The following is a 17,763-nucleotide window of genomic DNA, read 5'->3' as shown; positions in this document are numbered from 1 at the left end:
GTGAAAAATAGATGTTCTTGGCCGCTTGACATCATCTTAAATTATTAAGTTATTGATTTTAAATGATTGCTTGGGCCGCTTCATTTTTGATCGGGCTATTAAAAATCCTTTTGGAACGGCCACTTGGCGCATTCACCCAAGCACTACCCACAAAGTTGTCCACAGTTTCTGTGGATTGTCGTGATGACGTTTCCATGTGACTCGGGTAATCCCTTGGCGAGCCCGCGCCGAGCGGTGAAAATGCCTTCCGGCATCCCGTGCTTGCTCCCCGGCGGGACCACGGCTACAGTCTCGGGCCTGATCGCTCAAAGGAGTTGTGCACGTGCTGGACATCCTTCACGCCGCTGGCTGGCCCATCTATTTTTTGCTGCTGGCCTCCATCATCTCGCTGGCGCTCATCATCGAGCGCGCCATCTCGCTGCGCCGCAACCAGATCGTGCCGCCGGGCTTCCTCGAAAAGCTGGTCGCCGAGCTGCGCCAGAACGGCGTCAGTGACGAGCTGATCAAGCGCGTGCATGCCCATTCGCCCCTGGGCCAGGTGCTCGCCGCCGGTCTGCGCAACATGCGCTCGACACGCGAAGTGATGAAGGAATCCATCGAGGAAGCCGGCCGCGCCGTGGCGCATGACCTGGAGCGCTTCCTCACCACCCTGGGCACGATTGCTACCGTCAGTCCGCTGATGGGGCTGTTCGGCACCGTGATCGGCATGATCGAACTGTTTGGCGCGCAGAATCCGGCCGGTGGCGGTACCGATCCGCAGCAACTGGCGCACGGTATCTCGGTGGCGCTCTACAACACCGGCTTCGGTCTGATGATCGCCATTCCCTCGCTGATCGCCCATCGCCACTATCGAGCTCTGGTCGACAGCCTGATCGTCGACATGGAGCAGCAAGCCGTGCGCATGGTCGAAGCCGTGCATGGCGAGCGACGCAAGTAGGAGCTGAGGTATGGATTTCCGACGCGGACGTGGCAAGGAAGAGCTGGAGATCAACCTGATCCCGCTGATCGACGTGCTGCTGGTGATCATCATCTTCCTGATGCTGACCACGACCTACTCGCGCTTCTCGGGCCTGGAAATCAATCTGCCAACGGCCGATTCGCCCGCCGCCGAGCAGAAATCGCAGGAAATCGAAGTCGCAGTTACCGCACGGGGCGAGGTGATCATCAACCGCAGCCCGGTCAGCGGCAAGGATATCGAATCGATCACCGCCGCCCTGCAGCGCCTGGTGCCGAGCGGCAACAGCAAGCCGCCGGTGCTGGTGATCAATGCCGATGCGCAGGCCACACACCAGCGTGTCATTGATGTCATGCAGGCGGCGCAGCGCGCTGGTCTGGCCAATGTGACCTTTGCCACCCAGGCCACGCACTAAGTTTCACTCACGCCCTTTTTCAAGGCCGTTCCAGATGCCTGCAGCACCTTCCTGGTGGACCACGCGCGGCCCCGCGAGCTGGCCCTACCTACCGCTATCCTGGCTGTTCCAGCTGCTCGCCGGTCTGCGCCGCGCAGTGTGGCGTTCAGGCTGGCGCCGCGCCGCGCCGCTGGGCGTGCCGGTGATCGTGGTCGGCAATATCGCTGCCGGTGGTAGCGGCAAGACGCCGGTGGTGCTGTGGCTGGTGGATGCTTTGCGCCAGCAGGGTTGGAATCCGGCGATCATTTCACGCGGTTACGGTGGCAAGGCGCAGATCCCGACGCCGGTGACGGCGCTCAGCACCGGCGAGCAAGTGGGCGATGAGCCGGTGCTGCTGGCGCGGCGCAGTGCGGTGCCGGTGTGGGTCGGGCGTGATCGCCCGGCCGTCGCCCGTGCGCTGCTCGCTGTTCGGCCGCAGATCGACATCCTGGTCAGCGACGATGGTTTGCAGCACTACCCGCTGGCGCGCGATGTGGAAATCGTGGTCATCGACGAGCAAGTGCTGGGCAATGGCTGGCATCTGCCGGCCGGCCCCTTGCGCGAACCCTTGCGGCGCGCGCGTGAGGCTCAGCTGGTGATTCTCCACGGTCCGTGCAGTGCGGCCCTGCGTGCCCGCCTCGGGGCGGTTCCGACAGCGGCCATGCAACTGCAGCCCGCTGATTTTTACCGTCTCGATGATCCTGGTCAGCGGCGCAGTGCAGATTCCTTCAAGGGTTTGATGCTCAAGGCCGTCGCTGGCATCGGTCGGCCGCAGCGTTTCTTCGATACGCTGCAGGCGCTGGGCCTGGATGTGCAGGATTCGCGCGCATTTCCTGATCATTATCGCTATCACGCCGCAGATCTGGCCCTCAATGGTGCAGATGCGCTGCTGATGACCGAGAAGGATGCGATAAAATGCCGCGGACTTGCGCCAACCGAGACATGGGTCTTGCCCGTCGATGCGAACATCGACGCCGTGGCGCTGGACTACATCCTGGAGCATCTGAATGGACCCGAAACTGCTTGAAATCCTCGTCTGCCCTGTCTGCAAGGGCCCGCTGGATTACCGCAGGAGCGCGGCCGAGCTGGTCTGCAAACCTTGCCGCCTGGCCTACGCGATCCGCGACGGCATTCCGGTGATGCTCGCCGACGAGGCGCGCGAACTGTCGGCAGACGAAGCACAGGCCGACGCTTCGTGAGTGCTTTCAAAGTCGTCATCCCGGCGCGCTACGCCTCCAGTCGCCTGCCGGGCAAGCCACTGGCCGACATCGCCGGCCGACCCATGGTCCTGCGTGTCATGGATCAGGCTCTGGCGGCTGGCGCCGAAGAAGTGTGGATCGCGACCGATCATGCCGGCGTGGCTGAGGCGGTTGAAAAATCCGGCGGCAAGGTGCTGATGACGCGTGCTGATCACCCCAGTGGCACCGATCGCCTGGCCGAAGTCGTGGACGCCCTAGGCTGGTCCGATGAGACCATCATCGTCAATGTGCAGGGCGACGAACCGCTGATCGAGCCGGCCATCGTCAGCCGCGCCGCGCAGGCGCTGGCCCAGGATCCCGCCGCGGCGATCGCCACGGCCGCACACGCGATCAGCACGCGTGAAGACTTTTTCAATCCCGCCGTGGTCAAGCTGGTGGCCGACACCGCCGGCCACGCACTGTACTTCTCCCGCGCGCCGATTCCCTGGCCGCGCGACGCCATGCTGGCCGCGCCGGAGCTCGTCACAGGCCCTTTGCCTGCGGGTCTTCAGCCATTGCGTCACGTCGGCCTGTATGCCTATCGTGCACGCTTTCTGCGCGCCTACGCCAAGCTTGCACCTTCGCCCTTCGAGCAGATCGAAATGCTCGAACAATTGCGGGCGCTGTGGCATGGCTACAAAATCCGCGTCGAAGTTCTCGATGCAGCACCCGCCGGCGGCGTCGATACGCCGGAAGACCTGGCGCGCGTACGCGCCATTTTCGAGCAAGCCGCGACCTGACGGCGCTCACATAAATTCAGTGGAGAAATATCAATGCGTCTGATCCTGTTGGGACCGCCGGGGGCGGGCAAGGGTACGCAAGCCAAGTTCATTGCCGAAAAGTACGGCATCCCGCAAATCTCGACCGGCGACATGCTGCGCGCTGCGGTCAAGGCCGGCACGCCGTTGGGCATCGCCGCCAAGGCCGTGATGGACGCTGGCCAGCTGGTCTCCGACGAATTGATCATCAACCTGGTCAAGGAGCGTCTGGCCCAGCCTGATTGCGCCAAGGGTTATATGTTTGACGGCTTCCCGCGCACCTTGCCGCAGGCCGATGCGCTCAAGGATTCCGGTGTCGCGCTGGACGTCGTGCTGGAAATCGATGTGCCGGATGCGGAAATCATCGAGCGCATGAGCGGCCGCCGTGCCCACCTCGCGTCGGGTCGCACCTATCACATCAAGTTCAACCCGCCCAAGCAGGACGGCGTGGACGATGTCACCGGCGAAGCGCTGGTACAGCGCGATGACGACAAGGAAGAAGTCGTCAAGAAGCGTCTGGATGTCTATCACGCGCAAACCAAGCCGCTAGTGAAGTACTACTCGGACTGGGCTGCGACGGGCGACGCCGTGGCGCCGCGTTACGCACGCATCCAGGGCACCGGTTCGGTCGACGAGATCACCGCCAAGGCCTTTGCCGCGCTGGAAGGCTGATCTTCAGCATGCGCGCATGACGGCCGCAGTCTCTCCGGAGGCTGCGGCCGTTTTTTTTGTCCTAGGGCGTGTTCACATTCACGCGACGGTTGCGCGGGTACTGAATTGGGCGCAGAACAAGGCGCAGCGACGCTGTCAGGGTGGCCCCCCTGACGAGAAGCTGCAACGCTGTGCTGTGGCCAATTCAGTACCCGCCCGGAGGGTTGAAGTGCAGGGCTCGCCATACTGCGTTGCGCTCCTTGTGCAGGGGGCCGCCCTGCACTGTGTCGCGCGCCTTGTCTGGTAAGCCCTGCACTTCAACGCAATCCGCCGGGTGAATGTGAACACGCCCTAGTGAGCGCGGCGTTTGAAGTCGGCGAGGCGGAAGCCCATGGCGAACAGCGCCAGAAAGTACGCGCCGGCACCTGCTACGACCAGCCCGCTAAGCCACAGGACACGCTGCCAGGTGTGGAGCTGCATCCAGGTGCTGGCCTGCCCCATGGTGGCGTACAGCACGCCGCCCATGAAGGCGAGTGCGACCGCCAGCTTGAGCAGGAAGGGCAGCCAGCCCGCTTTGGGGGTGAAGGCTTCACGGCGGCGCAGGCCAAGGTACAGCAAGCTGGCATTGAGCGTCGCGGCCAGGCCGATCGACAGCGCCAGCGCGGCATGCTGGAGCACACCGATGAGCAGCAGATTGAGCAGCTGCGTCGCAATCAGCGAGATGATCGCGAAACGCAGCGGCGTGCGGACGTCCTGCCGCGAGTAGAAAGCCGGCGCGAGAATCTTGACAACGATGAGACCGGTCAGGCCGACACTCCAGGCAATCAGCGCGCTCCGTGTCTGCATCACGTCTTCGGGCGAGAACGCGCCGTGCTGGAACAGCGTCGAGATCAGCGGCACGGCCAGCAAGGCCAGGGCCAGGGCGGCCGGCAGGGTCAGCATCAGCGCCAGACGCAGACCCCAGTCAAGCATTGCCGAAAACTCCGCCTTGTTGCCCGCTGCATTGAGCCGCGACAGGCTGGGCAGCAGGATGGTGCCGAGGGCCACGCCGAGGATGCCGGATGGGAACTCCATCAGCCGGTCGGCATAGTTGAGCCAGGAGATGCTGCCGGTCGGCAGCCAGGAGGCGAAGACGGTGTTCATCAACAAGCTGATCTGCGCCACCGAAACGCCGATGGTGGCGGGCAGCATCAATGTCAGCACGCGGCGCACGCCCGGATCACGCCACTGCAGATCAAAGCGCGGCAGCAGGCCGATGCGCATCAGGGCCGGAATCTGGATCGCCAGTTGCAGCACGCCGCCGATGAAAGCGCCCCAGGCCAGGGCATCGATCGGACGGGCGAAGTAGGGCGCTGCCAGCAGCATCATGGCGATCGAGCTGACATTCAGCAGCGTCGGTGTGAGTGCCGGAATCGAAAAGCGGTTCCAGGTATTGAGGATGCCGGCCGACACCGCGACCATCGCCTGGAAGAAGATGTAGGGGAAGGTGATGCGCGTCAGCTCCACGGTCAGCGCGAATTTGTCCGGCTCGTCCTGGAAACCGCCGGCCGAGGCGAGGATCAGCAGCGGCGCCGCGATCACGCCCAGCACCGTCACAGCCATGACGATGACGCCCAGAAGGCTGCTGACGCGGTTGATCAAGGTGCGCGTCTCTTCCTCGCTGCGCGTGTTGCGGTATTCGGAGAGGATCGGCACGAAAGCCTGTGAGAAAGCGCCCTCGGCGAACAGCCGGCGCAGCAGATTGGGCAGGCGGAAGGCGACGTTGAAGGCGTCAGTGGTCATGCCGGCGCCAAACAGATTGGCGATGAGCATCTCGCGCACCAGACCCAGAACGCGCGAAATGAAGGTGAAGCTGCTGATTGTGGCGAGAGCTTTGAGGAGATTCACGTTACGTGGAAAGGCTCATGGAAAGGCGGTCGGCGCGATGATAGCCTGCCTTGTTGTGCTCAGGGGCTTGCAATGGACAGGAGCCTGCATTAATATCACCGGCTCTCGTTAATCCGAACCGGAATTTAAGCCATGGCCAATACGGTCCAAGCCCGCAAGCGCGCACGTCAGAACGATGCCGCCCGTGCACACAACACCAGTCTGCGCTCCCGTCTGCGTACCGCCATCAAGGCCGTGCGTAAAGCGGTTGAAGCTGGCGACAAGGAACAAGCCCTGCAAGTGTTCCAGAAGTCTGTCAGCGTGATCGACAGCATCGCCGACAAGAACATCATCCACAAGAACGCTGCTGCACGTCACAAGAGCCGCCTGTCCGCCGCCGTCAAGGCGATCGGTTCGGCAGCTCCGGCTGCTTAAGCGTATTGTTGATTGCGGTGCAGGCTGGGCGCCTTGATGCGCCGAGTCTGTGCCTGTCTGCTGCGGGCTGGCTCGCGCATGGGTGCGAGCTTGCTGTAAATATCGAGCACAGACAGTCTGGCGCATGCATAAAAAAGGCGACGTTTTAACGTCGCCTTTTTGCTTTGCCTGTTGTTTCGTCTTGGGCTTTTCTGTTGCCCCGGACGCGCTGCATGCGGGGCGTGTTCGCGCTCAGCTGAGGCTGTCGTCAGCGTAGTCCAGGCGCAGATGATTGTCCTTGGCGAAATTGACCAGGAAGTTGTAGGCCAGCGGCTCCAGCTTGTAAAGCCGGACATCCACCATCACGCACTTTTCGCCGGTGGGCAGGCTGCCTGGGCGCACGTAAGGCGAGAATTTCATCTTCCGGTCGGTGCCGAAGACCGACATGATGCCGCACAGGCGATCAGCCCAGTCGCTGGGTCGGAACTGTTTTCCGTCGTGGGTTTTGCCAATGATGGTAAAGCTCGCGATGAGAACAGACATGGGCGGCAGCGGGGCAGGTGAGGCAGTGATCGAAGAGCTGAGCTGAGTATGCATATGCTTTTCTAAGCAAGCTCTGTGCTTGCCCAGCCCGAAAATATTGAAGGGTCGTTTGAGTCATCTAGAACGGCCTTGCAACGCACAAAGTTTAGCAGAAATGTGCGGCGCGTCTGCGTGCTGCGCCGAGACTGGCGGCTGGCGTGGCATTCCAGTAAAATCAAGCGTTTTGGCGGCCTGCATATCTGCTTGGCTTGTCACGGTGTCTTGCCGGGGGGCAAGCACAAAAATGAGGCGAGGCCCCGCAAGGCGCCCCACGGCGCGGCACGGGTAGCACACATGAGCAAACCACTTAAGCACTATCTGCAGTTCAAGGATTTCAGCCGCGAGGAATACGACTATCTGTTTGGTCGTACGCGCTGGATCAAGGAAAAGTTCAAGCGTTACGAGCCCTATCACCCCTTGTTTGATCGCACCCTGGTGATGATCTTCGAGAAGGCCAGCACGCGCACGCGTCTGTCTTTCGAGGCGGGTATGTTCCAGCTGGGGGGCTCGGCGATCTATCTGAACACGCGCGACTCGCAGCTCGGTCGCGGTGAGCCGGTCGAGGACGCGGCGCAGGTGATCTCGCGCATGTCCGACGTGGTGATGATCCGCACTTTCGAGCAGGATATTGTCGAGCGCTTTGCCGCCAATTCGCGTGTGCCGGTCATCAATGGCCTGACCAACGAATACCACCCCTGCCAGATCATGGCGGACATCTACACCTATATCGAGCGTCATGGCTCCATCCAGGGCAAGACCGTGGCCTGGATCGGTGACTCGAACAATGTCTGCAATACCTGGCTGCAGGCTGCTGAAGTGCTGGATTTCAATGTGCACGTTTCGACGCCGCCGGGCTACGAGGTGGAACCCGAGCGCGCCGGCATTTACGGTACCGACCACTTCGAAGAGTTTGCCGATCCGATGGAGGCGGCGCGTGGCGCCGACATCATCACCACGGACGTGTGGACCTCGATGGGCTTCGAAGCCGAGAACGAGGAGCGCATGCGCGACTTCGCGGACTTCCAGGTCGATGCGGACATGATGCGCGTCGCCAATCCGGACGCGGTGTTCATGCACTGCCTGCCGGCGCATCGTGGCGAGGAAGTCAGTGCCGAGGTCATCGATGGCCCGCAGAGCGTGGTGTGGGACGAAGCGGAAAACCGCTTGCACGCGCAAAAAGCGCTGCTGGAATACCTGCTGCTCGGTCAGGTGAAGCCTGATTAAGCTCGTGCGAGCCTGATGCATTCAACAACCCCGCTGCGGCGGGGTTTGTTTTGTCGGCTGCAGGGCGGGATTCGTGTTAGCGTGGCGCTTCCTTGTCTGGCGTTCGCTGCCTGCCTGTCTTGATCGGAGTTGTGCATGATCTTTGGTCTGAGTGTGGCTGAGTTCGAGGATCTGTCCCTCAAGTTCCTGCTCAGTGGGCTGATCGCCTACATGTTCTTCATCATCTGGAATGTTGCGCGCGTCTCGCGGGCGGGGCGTTACGGCACGATCTGGCTGTTCCTGGTGATGGGGCTGGGCATGTTCGGCTTCATGGCCAAAGAGCTGATCATCAAGCTGCTGGGCCTCTGAAGAGGCTTCGCGGCTGCGTTGCGCAAGGCTCCGTTATAATCGACGATCTTTCGTCTTTTTTCGGAGTTTTCCAGCATGAGCCAGTTCGACAATGTTTCCGTCGTCAAGAAAGCCAACGTCTATTTCGACGGCAAATGTGTCAGTCACTCCATCGTGCTGGCCGACGGCACCAAGAAGTCTGTCGGCGTGATTCTGCCTGCCACGCTGACCTTCAATACCGGCGCGCCGGAAATCATGGAAACCGTTGCGGGCAGCTGCCGCGTGCGTCTCAAGGGCGAGAGCGAATGGGTCAGCTATGGCGAAGGTCAGTCCTTCAATGTGCCCGCGAATTCCAGTTTCGATATCGAAGTGGTCGAGCCTTACCACTACGTGTGCCATTTCGGCTGAGTGCTGATGCCCCGAGGTACATTCGGTAGGGGCTTGGCATAACTGATACACTCCACGGTTTGCGTTGGTGGCATGCTACATGCCTGCAAACCTTTGTATTCGGGCGCCGGATGTTCAGCAGGCGCGGCGGCAATGCTCAAGCCGATTTTGGGTTTGAAATGTGATGTCTATAAACGAGCGAATTAGGTCATGACGATTCTGGTAACGGGTGGTGCTGGTTTTATCGGCAGTAATTTTGTGCTGGACTGGTTCAAATCGAACGATGAACCGGTCGTGAATCTGGATGTGCTGACTTACGCGGGCAATCTGCGCAATCTCGCATCCTTGCAAGGCGATCCGCGGCACATCTTCGTGCAGGGCGATATTCTGGATCGCGCCTTGCTCGACAAGCTTCTCGCTGAACATCGTCCGCGTGCGATCGTGCATTTCGCGGCCGAGAGTCACGTTGATCGCAGCATCCACGGTCCGGCGGCTTTCCTGCGCACCAATATCGACGGCACTTTTAGCTTGCTTGAGGCCGCACGTGCGTATTGGGGCGCGCTCGAAGGCGCGGACAAGGCAGGCTTCCGTTTTCATCACGTCAGTACCGATGAAGTCTATGGCTCACTGAAACCGAGCGATCCGCCCTTCACGGAAAGTAACCCCTATGAACCGAACAGCCCTTATTCGGCGAGCAAGGCTGCCTCGGATCATCTGGTGCGCGCCTGGCATCACACCTATGGCTTGCCGGTCACGACCAGCAATTGCTCCAACAACTACGGTCCCTATCATTTTCCCGAGAAGCTGATTCCGCTGATCATTGCCAATGCGCTGGCCGGCAAACCTTTGCCGATTTATGGCGACGGGCAGCAGATTCGCGACTGGTTGTATGTCAGCGATCATTGCAGCGCCATCCGTGCCATTCTGGCCAAGGGCCAGCTGGGCGAGGTGTACAACGTCGGCGGCTGGAACGAGATGCCCAATCTGCAGATCGTGCACACTCTTTGTGATTTGCTCGACGAGCTCTCGCCCAGTGCTTCGGGCAAGTCGTATCGTGAGCAGATCACCTATGTGACCGACCGTCCCGGTCATGATCGCCGTTATGCGATCGACGCACGCAAGATCGAGCGCGACTTGGACTGGCGTCCGGCAGAGACCTTCGAGACCGGCATCCGCAAGACCGTGCAGTGGTACTTGGCCAATCAGGAATGGGTGCGTGACGTGCAAAGCGGCGCTTACCGTGAATGGCTGGACAAGAATTACGGCGCACGCGAGGCGGTGCAATGAAACTCCTGATTCTCGGTTGCGGCGGCCAGGTCGGCTGGGAGCTGCAACGCGCACTGAGCCCGCTGGGCGAGGTGCTTGCGTTCGATTACGACAGCACGGATTACTGCGCCGATTTCAGCCGGCCTGAGGCCGTTGCTGAAACCGTTCGCCAGATCCAGCCGGATGTCATCGTCAATGCCGCTGCGCATACGGCGGTCGACAAGGCGGAGACCGAGGTAGAGCTGGCGCGTCTCCTCAATGCCACCACGCCTGGTGCGGTCGCACGGGTCGCCAAAGAGATTGGCGCGCTCTTCGTGCATTACTCGACCGACTATGTTTTCGACGGCAGCGGTAGCGAGGCGCGTGATGAAAGCTCGCCGACCGCGCCGCTGAGCGTGTATGGCCAGACCAAGCTTGAAGGCGAACAGCTTGTTGCGGCCTCCGGCGCTCGTCACCTGATTCTGCGCACCAGCTGGGTGTATGCCGCGCGCGGCGGCAACTTTGCCAAGACCATGCTCAAGCTCGCGGCCGAGCGTGAGGCGCTCAAGGTCATTGACGACCAGATTGGCGCACCGACCGGTGCCGATCTGCTGGCGGATGTCACCGCACATATCGTCAAGAATTATGCTGATCGCCTGGGGCAAGGAACTATCGAGGACTTTCCCGGCGGCCTCTATCACTGCGTCAGCGCGGGCGAGACCAGCTGGTTTTCTTACGCCGAGTTTGTCTTCAGCGAGGCACGCAAGCAGGGCGTCTCCCTCAAACTTCAGCAGCTAAGTCCGATCCCGAGCTCGGATTACCCGACGCCCGCGCGGCGCCCGCTCAACTCCCGTCTTTCCACTCTCAAGCTGCAAAACGCCTTTGGTTTGAAGCTGCCCCACTGGCAGCGCGGCGTTGCGCGCATGATCAAGGAAATCCTTTAAGGACCATCCAGTCATGACTCATCAGAATACTCACCGTAAAGGCATCATCCTCGCTGGCGGCTCGGGTACGCGCCTGCATCCGGCTACCCTGGCCATCAGCAAGCAGCTGATCCCGATCTACGACAAGCCGATGATCTACTACCCGTTGAGCACTTTGCTGCTGGCCGGGATTCGCGAGGTCTTGATCATCTCGACGCCGCAAGACACGCCGCGCTTCCAGCAACTGCTGGGCGATGGTTCGGCCTGGGGCATCAAACTTGAATACGCGGTTCAAGCGAGTCCGGATGGCCTCGCGCAGGCTTTTGTCATTGGGGCCGATTTTGTTGGCGAGGGGCCTTCGGCTCTGGTGCTGGGCGACAATGTTTTCTATGGGCACGATCTTGCTGCGCGTCTCAGGCATGCCGATGCGCGTAGCGCCGGCGCCAGCGTATTTGCTTATCCGGTGAATGACCCCGAGCGCTACGGCGTCGTCGAATTTGATGCGCAAGGTCAGGCGATCAGCCTGGAAGAGAAGCCCAAGGCTCCGCGCAGTCGTTATGCGGTGACGGGTTTGTATTTCTACGACCAACAGGTCGTCGAGTTTGCACGCCATCTGAAGCCCTCGGCGCGCGGCGAATATGAAATCACCGACCTCAATCGAATCTATCTTGAACGCGGCGAGCTGGATGTGCAGTTGCTCGGTCGTGGCGACGCCTGGCTGGATACCGGCACGCATGACAGCCTGCTGGAGGCCGGCCAATTCATCCAGACCCTGGAAAAGCGTCAAGGCCTGAAGATCAGTTGCCCGGAAGAAATCTGCTGGCGCAATGGCTGGATCGACGATGCACAACTTGAATCGCTCGCCAAGCCGCTAGGTAAAAGTGGCTATGGTCAGTACCTGATCAACATCATCAATGAAAAAGTGTTCTGAAGCCGTTTCGTAGCCTTGTCATGTAGGCCGTATATTGTTCAGCACCTATCGGTTAATTCAATGAACGTTATCTCCACATCAATCCCTGATCTGCTGATTCTTGAGCCCAAAGTTTTTGGTGACTCTCGCGGTTTTTTTTTGGAAAGCTTCAACGCACGCACCTTCAAAGAGGCGACGGGCGTCGATACTGAGTTTGTGCAGGATAATCACTCACGCTCTGGCCAAGGTGTTTTGCGCGGCTTGCACTATCAGATGCGTCAGCCTCAGGGCAAGCTGGTACGCGTAACGAGCGGGCGGGTGTTTGATGTGGCGGTCGATCTGCGTCGCAGTTCGCCGACTTTCGGTCAATGGGCTGGTGTTGAGCTGAGCGGCGAGAATCACCGCCAATTCTGGATTCCACCGGGATTCGCGCATGGTTTTGTGGTGTTGTCGGAGTCGGCTGATTTTCTTTATAAGGCGACAAATTATTACGCGCCGGAGTTTGAGCGTAGCCTGTACTGGAACGATCCGGATGTCGCGATCGCTTGGCCCTTGGAGGGGCTTTCTCCCAAGCTGGCCGCGAAAGACGAAGCGGGAAAGCTCTGGGCGGACTGTGACAAGTTCGAGTAATAGCCCGTACTGAATGAATACCAGTTAAGCCGCATGCGTGTTGTTCCGTCAGTGTTGCAGCGACGCAGGCGTCTGGAGTAAGAGTTTTGTTTGAATCTGATTTTTTTAAGGGTTGGCACCGAGCGATGAAACTACGGAAAGTCTGGAAGCAGCTTGTTTTGATTGCCGCGGTTTTTTTGGGCGGAGTCGCCTCTGCGGCGGACGGGATGACAATCAGTCAGCCTCGCACGCTGGCCATCGGTTCTGGCGCACCGGCCGTCACGGCCGCACCAACTCCAGCGGAGCCGCCGTGCAGCGGCGCATTCCGTGCCTATTTGTGCGCGGCGCATTCGGTTCAATTGCCGGTGTTTGGTGCGAACTTCTTCCAGGCAAGCTCGTCTTTTCATCCGCTAGAGTCAGGGGTTGTGCCGAATGACTACGCTTTGGGCGTGGGGGATAGCTTTTCTCTGCGTTTGTGGGGGCAAATCGATGCCGACCTGAGCCTTACGGTTGATCGTGCTGGCACAGTCTATGTGCCCAAAGTTGGGAATATCGCTGTCGTCGGCGTCCCCTTCGGGTCTCTGAAGACGCATCTCAACAATGAAATCGGCAAGGTGTTCCGCAACTTCGACCTCGCGGTGACGATGGGGCAGCTGCGTGCCGTGCAGGTGTTCATGGTCGGTTTTGTGCGCTCGCCGGGCTCCTACAGTCTGTCCTCGCTGTCGACGGTCGTGAATGCGCTCTACGCTGCTGGCGGGCCTGCCACCAATGGTTCGATGCGCACAGTGGAGCTGCGTCGTGGTGGTGCCCTGGTCAGTAGTTTTGATCTTTATGATTTCATCCTCAAAGGCGACAAAAGCAAGGACGTTCTGCTGCAAAACGGTGATGTGATCTATGTCGCACCGGTGGGCGCTCAAGTTGCGCTGTACGGTGCGGTCAAGGCGCCTGCCGTGTTCGAGCTCAAGAAGGGCGAGTCGATCCAGAGCCTGGTCGACTGGGCTGGCGGCCTGAACGTCTATGCACGAGATGGGCGTGTGTCTGTCGAGCGCGTTGAAGCCAACAAGTCGCGCACCCTCGCGTCCGTGACGCTGGGTGAAGTGGCCAAGTTCCCGGTGCGTGACGGTGATGTCATCGAGATCTATTCACTTACCCAGCGTGTCGAAGAGGGGGTCACCCTGCGTGGCAGTGTTGCGCAGAACATCCGCCTGCCCTGGTCGAACGGCATGCGTGTGACCGATCTGATCCAGTCCAAGGACATGCTCGTCCGCGGCGAGTTCTGGACGCGTGGCGTGCCGGCAGTGGGTGACACGACCCAGGTGGGATCATCGGCTGCAGTGGCGACCACCAATCTGGAAGTCAATTGGGACTATGCGGTCATCGAGCGTTTGAACCCGGTCGATTTCACCACCAGCCTGATCCCTTTCAATCTCGGCCAGGCCGTGTTGGAGCGCAAGCCGGAGGCGAACCTCGTCCTGCAAAAGGGTGACGTCGTTCATGTCTTCAGCAAGCAGGATATTCGCGTGCCCTCGCAGAAGCAGGCGCGTTATGTCCGCGTTGATGGTGAAGTGGCCGCGCCCGGCATCTACCAGGTGGAAGAAGGTGAGACTCTGCCGCAACTGGTGGCACGCATCGGCGGTCTGACGCGCCGCGCCTTTCTTTTCGGTGCTGAGTTCTCGCGTGAGTCGATCCGGGCGCGTCAGCAGCAAGAGCTCAATCGCCTGGCCGATTATCTGGAAGAGTCGGCACAAAGCAATGCCTCGACACGTGGGCAGAATGCAATTTCCAGCTCTGACATTCAGGGCGCGCAATTGGCTGTTGCTGAACAGAGAGCGCGCGCGCAAAAGCTGCGTAATAGCGCTAGCGGCCGCCTGGTTTTGGGGATGGACTTCAGCGCCAGCAAGCTGAGCGACCTCCCTCCGTTCGCACTTGAAGATGGCGATCACCTCTTCGTGCCTACGAAGCCCACGACAGTGCAAGTCATTGGGGCTGTCTTTAATCGAAACAGCGCCTTTGTCTATGAGCAGGGTTCCTCTATTGGCGACTATCTTGGCATGTCTGGCGGACCGACCGAATTGGGTGATGCAAAGAGTACCTTCGTGATTCGCGCCAATGGTGCGGTGATGAGCGCCAAACAGCGCGATAGCTGGTTCTCGCGTGGTTTGGCGAGTGTCGATGCCTTGCCTGGCGATGCAATCATCGTCCCCGACAAGGTTGATCGTACGACATTCATGAAGAATTTGATGGACTGGAGCCAGATTCTGGCTAACTTCGGCTTAAGTGCTGCAGCAATCAAGACACTTAGCAACTGAACGCTCGTTGCAACCGCAGATCAGCTGAGATATACAAATTGACAACACATACGACGTCTGAACCACTCCGCGACACTGACGAAGACGAAATTCATATTCTCGACATTGTCCTTGTCCTGGCCCGTCACAAGAGAATCTTGTGGATGGTGCCCTGCCTGTTTGTCCTCGTTGCGATCATTTACGCTTTTGTCAGTACGCCGCTGTATGAGGCCAGGACTTCCGTGCTGCCGCCGCAACAGCAATCCTCTGGTGCGCTATCGCAGCTTGGGGGACTGGCGGCTGTGGCTGGAGGGAGTCTTGGATTGAAAAATCCGAACGATCTGTATATTGCGATGCTGAAAAGCCGTGATGTAGGGGTGAGCCTGATTCAGCGCTTTAAGCTGCAAGAGCGGTACGAGACTAGATCCCGAGACGACACACTTAGGGCGCTGGAGAAAGTGACGCTCATTGATTCCGGAAAGGATGGTCTTATCAATATCGCGGTGACAGATCCTTCACCGGATGTTGCCGCGTCGATTGCAAACGCTTATGTCGACGAGCTGCGTCGTGTAAGCAAGACCCTGGCGGTCACCGAGGCAGCGCAACGCCGATTGTTTTTCGAGACCCAGCTGCGTGACACACGCAAGAACTTGAGCGATGCCGAAATTTCGCTCAAGCAGTTGCAGCAAAAAACGGGGCTGTTGCAGCTCGAAGCTCAGGGCAAAGTCGCCATTGATGCGACGGCAAATCTGAGAGCCCAGATTGCGGCGCGCCAGGTTGAGTTGGTGGCAATGAAGAACTACGCGACAGAACAGAATCCAGCGGTGCAGCGATTGCGCGGTGAGTTGGAGGCGCTTCAGTCGCAGCTGCGCCAGATGGAGCGCAATGGGAGTGATGATGCGCTGTTCTCACGCCAGGGAATGCCGGAAGCGGGGATTGAGTATGTGCGTAAAACGCGGGAGCTGAAATATCAGGAAATGCTCTACGAGCTTCTGAGTCGGCAGTATGAGATCGCCAAGCTGGATGAGGCCAAAGATGGTGCCAATATTCAGGTGCTGGACAAGGCAGTTCCCCCTGAGAGGAAGTCCAAGCCCAAAAGGACGATGATTGTGCTGTTGGCATTGTTTGCAGGCGTTTTTCTGGGGCTCGTTCTGGCATTTATTCGGGAGGCCTTGCAGCGTTTGAAGAGCAGTCCGTCGCAACGTTCCAGGCTGGATGAAATCCGATCAGCATTGAAAGCTTAGTGCTTGAGCTAGCACTCGAAACAAATGGCAGAATCTAGCGCGTGCATTTTCGCACGCGCACGATAATAAATGCGTTAAGGGTGGTTTTGGGGGCAGCTTGTGGTGTAGGATGTTCAGTAGTGAACGGCCTCTCCTGGCTGGGTAAGCGAACATCCTCTTTCGTGCCGCAAAAATCACATGTCGCCTGAGCAACAAGCCCAGTTTCGTTTACTGAAAACCCTGGAAGAGCACCCTGAGTTCAGCCAGCGTGATCTGGCTGAGGCGGTAGGCTTAAGTTTGGGGAGGACGAATTTTGTGATTCATGCCTTGATGGATAAAGGCTTCATAAAAATCGAACGCTTTTTGAATTCAGATAACAAGCTCAGCAAAACCGCTTACATTTTGACGCCTGCGGGTATCAGGCACCGGGTGGAGCTGACCCAGAGTTATATCAAGCGCAAGCTGTACGAATACCAGGCGTTGAAAAGCGAGCTAGAAGCCTTGCGTAGAGACGCGCCGGAAGAATTTCCAAACACAAAAGACACGCAGGATTGATTTTGTCTTGACGTGGGTTTTGTGTTGCTGTGTGTGATGGTTTTGGATGTCAGTGATTTTCATGCCAAATGTAACTTTAGCTTCAGGTGCTCATTTTTCTGCAGATACCGGCATCAGTCTGGTGGATGCCGCTGCACGCGCGGGCTTTGCTTTTCCCTATAGCTGCAAGACAGGGCGTTGCAGTACCTGTAAATGCAAGGTGATTGAAGGTGAGACAATTGCCTTGGAGCCTGAAACCGGCTTGAGCGAGCTCGAAAAGGCTGAAGGGTGGATCCTGGCCTGCGTGCGTTCAGCCCAGACAGATCTGTGTCTCGATGCAGATTGCCTGGAGGGCGTTACGCTACCGCCGATCAAGATGCTGCCCAGCAGAATCAGCAGCATCGAGCGCCTGGCCAACGATGTCGTACGTGTCGTTTTGCGCCTGCCGCCGACCTCTGCGTTCGAGTTCATTCCTGGTCAGTACGTCGACATCATCGGGCCCAATAATGTGCGGCGCAGTTATTCGCTGGCGAGCGCAGATGCCCAAAGCAAACTGCTTGAATTCCACATTCGTGCAGTTGAGGGTGGGGTGTTCAGTGATTACTGGTTTTCACAAGCAAAACCGAATGATTTGCTCCGGCTCAACGGTCCCTTGGGCACCTTTTTTCTCCGCGACACGCAAGATATTGATCTGATTTTTCTGGCGACGGGGACTGGTATCGCGCCCATCAAAGCTATTCTTGAAACGCTCTCCGCTTTGCCTGCTGAGAAGGCGCCCAGATCTGTGAAGGTTTTGTGGGGGGGGCGTACGCTGTCGGATCTGTATTTCGATGTTGGTTCGATACCGGGTCGCTATGACTATATTTCGGTGTTGTCGCGTGCCGACGATACCTGGGCTGGCGCGAGGGGTTATGTTCAGCAGGTGTTACTTGACTTAGGCCCTGATCTGAAAAATTCCGCAGTTTATGCATGTGGATCTGACTCGATGATTCACAGTGCCAAGACTTTGCTGATTGATGCGGGGCTTCCTGCTCATCGTTTCTATTCCGACGCATTTGTTAGTTCTGCAGCGCATTCATCTGATAAGGGTTAATTAATATGAAAGCAGTCATTCTTGCGGGGGGCTTGGGTACGCGCATCAGCGAAGAGACCCACCTGAAACCTAAGCCCATGATCGAGATTGGTGGCAAGCCGAT

21 protein-coding genes are annotated in these 17,763 nt (G+C 58.9%); 19 read left to right on the top strand and 2 right to left on the bottom strand.

The genetic code is table 11. The features are described from left to right. The first annotated feature begins 322 nt into the window (after positions 1-322). Genes ABDB84_RS19770 through adk form a run of 6 tightly spaced genes read left to right on the top strand, consistent with a single transcriptional unit; the run spans position 323 to position 4,056 of the window. Positions 323-937 (top strand): MotA/TolQ/ExbB proton channel family protein, encoded by a 615-nt coding sequence (locus ABDB84_RS19770; RefSeq protein WP_345921510.1) that lies wholly within the window; start codon positions 323-325, stop codon positions 935-937. Positions 938-947: 10 nt separating this feature from the next. After that, positions 948-1,370, top strand: a complete 423-nt coding sequence (locus tag ABDB84_RS19765; RefSeq protein WP_345921509.1) for an ExbD/TolR family protein — start codon at positions 948-950, stop codon at positions 1,368-1,370. 34 nt (positions 1,371-1,404) lie between these two features. Continuing rightward, complete coding sequence (gene lpxK, locus ABDB84_RS19760; protein WP_345921508.1) at positions 1,405-2,415, top strand: tetraacyldisaccharide 4'-kinase; 1,011 nt, start codon at positions 1,405-1,407, stop codon at positions 2,413-2,415. After that, the gene (locus tag ABDB84_RS19755; RefSeq protein WP_345921507.1) at positions 2,396-2,587 is read left to right on the top strand and encodes a Trm112 family protein; all 192 of its coding nucleotides are present in this window, start codon (positions 2,396-2,398) and stop codon (positions 2,585-2,587) included. Before lpxK ends, ABDB84_RS19755 begins: the two co-directional genes overlap by 20 nt. After that, entirely contained in the window at positions 2,584-3,366 is a 783-nt protein-coding gene (gene kdsB, locus ABDB84_RS19750; RefSeq protein WP_345921506.1) for a 3-deoxy-manno-octulosonate cytidylyltransferase, read from the top strand. The genes ABDB84_RS19755 and kdsB overlap by 4 nt, the downstream gene beginning before the upstream one ends. Positions 3,367-3,399: 33 nt before the next feature. Further along, a complete protein-coding gene (adk, locus tag ABDB84_RS19745; RefSeq protein ID WP_345921505.1) occupies positions 3,400-4,056 on the top strand; it encodes an adenylate kinase in 657 nt (218 codons plus the stop codon). A gap of 330 nt (positions 4,057-4,386) precedes the next feature. On the opposite strand, the gene murJ is transcribed toward adk, so the two are convergent. Then, positions 4,387-5,922, bottom strand: coding sequence for a murein biosynthesis integral membrane protein MurJ (murJ, locus tag ABDB84_RS19740; protein ID WP_345921504.1), 1,536 nt, complete (start codon positions 5,920-5,922; stop codon positions 4,387-4,389). A gap of 132 nt (positions 5,923-6,054) precedes the next feature. On the opposite strand from murJ, the gene rpsT reads away from it, so the two are divergent. After that, complete coding sequence (gene rpsT / locus ABDB84_RS19735) at positions 6,055-6,336, top strand: 30S ribosomal protein S20 (protein WP_345921503.1); 282 nt, start codon at positions 6,055-6,057, stop codon at positions 6,334-6,336. A 231-nt stretch (positions 6,337-6,567) separates the two neighbouring features. Here the strand turns inward: rpsT and ABDB84_RS19730 are convergent, their stop codons facing one another. After that, positions 6,568-6,858: a DUF3579 domain-containing protein gene (locus tag ABDB84_RS19730; RefSeq protein ID WP_345921502.1), complete on the bottom strand. Its 291-nt coding sequence runs from the start codon at positions 6,856-6,858 to the stop codon at positions 6,568-6,570. Between the two features lie 333 nt (positions 6,859-7,191). Here ABDB84_RS19730 and argF point away from each other — a divergent pair, with 333 nt between their 5' ends. The 12 genes from argF to ABDB84_RS19670 form a co-directional block, all read left to right on the top strand. Further along, entirely contained in the window at positions 7,192-8,121 is a 930-nt protein-coding gene (gene argF, locus ABDB84_RS19725) for an ornithine carbamoyltransferase (protein ID WP_345921501.1), read from the top strand. A 135-nt stretch (positions 8,122-8,256) separates the two neighbouring features. Further along, positions 8,257-8,469: a DUF2788 domain-containing protein gene (locus ABDB84_RS19720; RefSeq protein ID WP_345921500.1), complete on the top strand. Its 213-nt coding sequence runs from the start codon at positions 8,257-8,259 to the stop codon at positions 8,467-8,469. Between the two features lie 75 nt (positions 8,470-8,544). Beyond that, positions 8,545-8,856 (top strand): pyrimidine/purine nucleoside phosphorylase, encoded by a 312-nt coding sequence (ppnP, locus tag ABDB84_RS19715; RefSeq protein WP_345921499.1) that lies wholly within the window; start codon positions 8,545-8,547, stop codon positions 8,854-8,856. Between the two features lie 189 nt (positions 8,857-9,045). After that, positions 9,046-10,122, top strand: a complete 1,077-nt coding sequence (rfbB, locus tag ABDB84_RS19710) for a dTDP-glucose 4,6-dehydratase (RefSeq protein WP_345921498.1) — start codon at positions 9,046-9,048, stop codon at positions 10,120-10,122. After that, positions 10,119-11,024: a dTDP-4-dehydrorhamnose reductase gene (gene rfbD / locus ABDB84_RS19705; RefSeq protein ID WP_345921497.1), complete on the top strand. Its 906-nt coding sequence runs from the start codon at positions 10,119-10,121 to the stop codon at positions 11,022-11,024. Before rfbB ends, rfbD begins: the two co-directional genes overlap by 4 nt. A 13-nt stretch (positions 11,025-11,037) precedes the next feature. Then, entirely contained in the window at positions 11,038-11,934 is an 897-nt protein-coding gene (gene rfbA / locus ABDB84_RS19700) for a glucose-1-phosphate thymidylyltransferase RfbA (RefSeq protein WP_345921496.1), read from the top strand. Between the two features lie 60 nt (positions 11,935-11,994). Continuing rightward, positions 11,995-12,543, top strand: coding sequence for a dTDP-4-dehydrorhamnose 3,5-epimerase (gene rfbC / locus ABDB84_RS19695; RefSeq protein ID WP_345921495.1), 549 nt, complete (start codon positions 11,995-11,997; stop codon positions 12,541-12,543). Positions 12,544-12,629: 86 nt separating this feature from the next. Further along, the gene (locus ABDB84_RS19690; protein WP_345921494.1) at positions 12,630-14,831 is read left to right on the top strand and encodes a polysaccharide biosynthesis/export family protein; all 2,202 of its coding nucleotides are present in this window, start codon (positions 12,630-12,632) and stop codon (positions 14,829-14,831) included. Between the two features lie 38 nt (positions 14,832-14,869). Beyond that, positions 14,870-16,054: a GumC family protein gene (locus ABDB84_RS19685; RefSeq protein ID WP_345921493.1), complete on the top strand. Its 1,185-nt coding sequence runs from the start codon at positions 14,870-14,872 to the stop codon at positions 16,052-16,054. A gap of 177 nt (positions 16,055-16,231) precedes the next feature. Further along, complete coding sequence (locus tag ABDB84_RS19680) at positions 16,232-16,588, top strand: MarR family EPS-associated transcriptional regulator (protein ID WP_345921492.1); 357 nt, start codon at positions 16,232-16,234, stop codon at positions 16,586-16,588. 46 nt (positions 16,589-16,634) lie between these two features. Beyond that, positions 16,635-17,660: an FAD-binding oxidoreductase gene (locus tag ABDB84_RS19675; RefSeq protein ID WP_345921491.1), complete on the top strand. Its 1,026-nt coding sequence runs from the start codon at positions 16,635-16,637 to the stop codon at positions 17,658-17,660. 5 nt (positions 17,661-17,665) lie between these two features. Next, on the top strand, positions 17,666-17,763 hold a 98-nt coding region (locus tag ABDB84_RS19670; protein ID WP_345920953.1), incomplete at its 3' end, for a sugar phosphate nucleotidyltransferase.

It is taken from the genome of Uliginosibacterium sediminicola, from assembly GCF_039631295.1.
Classification (GTDB): domain Bacteria; phylum Pseudomonadota; class Gammaproteobacteria; order Burkholderiales; family Rhodocyclaceae; genus Viridibacterium; species Viridibacterium sediminicola.
The sequence above is the reverse complement of the archived record's forward strand: the minus strand, read 5'-3'. Positions and strand labels throughout refer to the sequence as shown.

Excerpts from the sequence above, each read along its gene's own strand:
- ABDB84_RS19765 (WP_345921509.1), top strand. The coding sequence starts at position 948 with ATGGATTTCCGACGCGGACGTGGCAAGGAAGAGCTGGAGATCAACCTG.
- lpxK (WP_345921508.1), top strand. The coding sequence starts at position 1,405 with ATGCCTGCAGCACCTTCCTGGTGGACCACGCGCGGCCCCGCGAGCTGG.
- ABDB84_RS19755 (WP_345921507.1), top strand. The coding sequence starts at position 2,396 with ATGGACCCGAAACTGCTTGAAATCCTCGTCTGCCCTGTCTGCAAGGGC.
- adk (WP_345921505.1), top strand. The coding sequence starts at position 3,400 with ATGCGTCTGATCCTGTTGGGACCGCCGGGGGCGGGCAAGGGTACGCAA.
- rpsT (WP_345921503.1), top strand. The coding sequence starts at position 6,055 with ATGGCCAATACGGTCCAAGCCCGCAAGCGCGCACGTCAGAACGATGCC.
- ABDB84_RS19730 (WP_345921502.1), bottom strand. The coding sequence starts at position 6,858 with ATGTCTGTTCTCATCGCGAGCTTTACCATCATTGGCAAAACCCACGAC.
- argF (WP_345921501.1), top strand. The coding sequence starts at position 7,192 with ATGAGCAAACCACTTAAGCACTATCTGCAGTTCAAGGATTTCAGCCGC.
- ABDB84_RS19720 (WP_345921500.1), top strand. The coding sequence starts at position 8,257 with ATGATCTTTGGTCTGAGTGTGGCTGAGTTCGAGGATCTGTCCCTCAAG.
- ppnP (WP_345921499.1), top strand. The coding sequence starts at position 8,545 with ATGAGCCAGTTCGACAATGTTTCCGTCGTCAAGAAAGCCAACGTCTAT.
- rfbB (WP_345921498.1), top strand. The coding sequence starts at position 9,046 with ATGACGATTCTGGTAACGGGTGGTGCTGGTTTTATCGGCAGTAATTTT.
- rfbD (WP_345921497.1), top strand. The coding sequence starts at position 10,119 with ATGAAACTCCTGATTCTCGGTTGCGGCGGCCAGGTCGGCTGGGAGCTG.
- rfbA (WP_345921496.1), top strand. The coding sequence starts at position 11,038 with ATGACTCATCAGAATACTCACCGTAAAGGCATCATCCTCGCTGGCGGC.
- rfbC (WP_345921495.1), top strand. The coding sequence starts at position 11,995 with ATGAACGTTATCTCCACATCAATCCCTGATCTGCTGATTCTTGAGCCC.
- ABDB84_RS19680 (WP_345921492.1), top strand. The coding sequence starts at position 16,232 with ATGTCGCCTGAGCAACAAGCCCAGTTTCGTTTACTGAAAACCCTGGAA.
- ABDB84_RS19675 (WP_345921491.1), top strand. The coding sequence starts at position 16,635 with ATGTCAGTGATTTTCATGCCAAATGTAACTTTAGCTTCAGGTGCTCAT.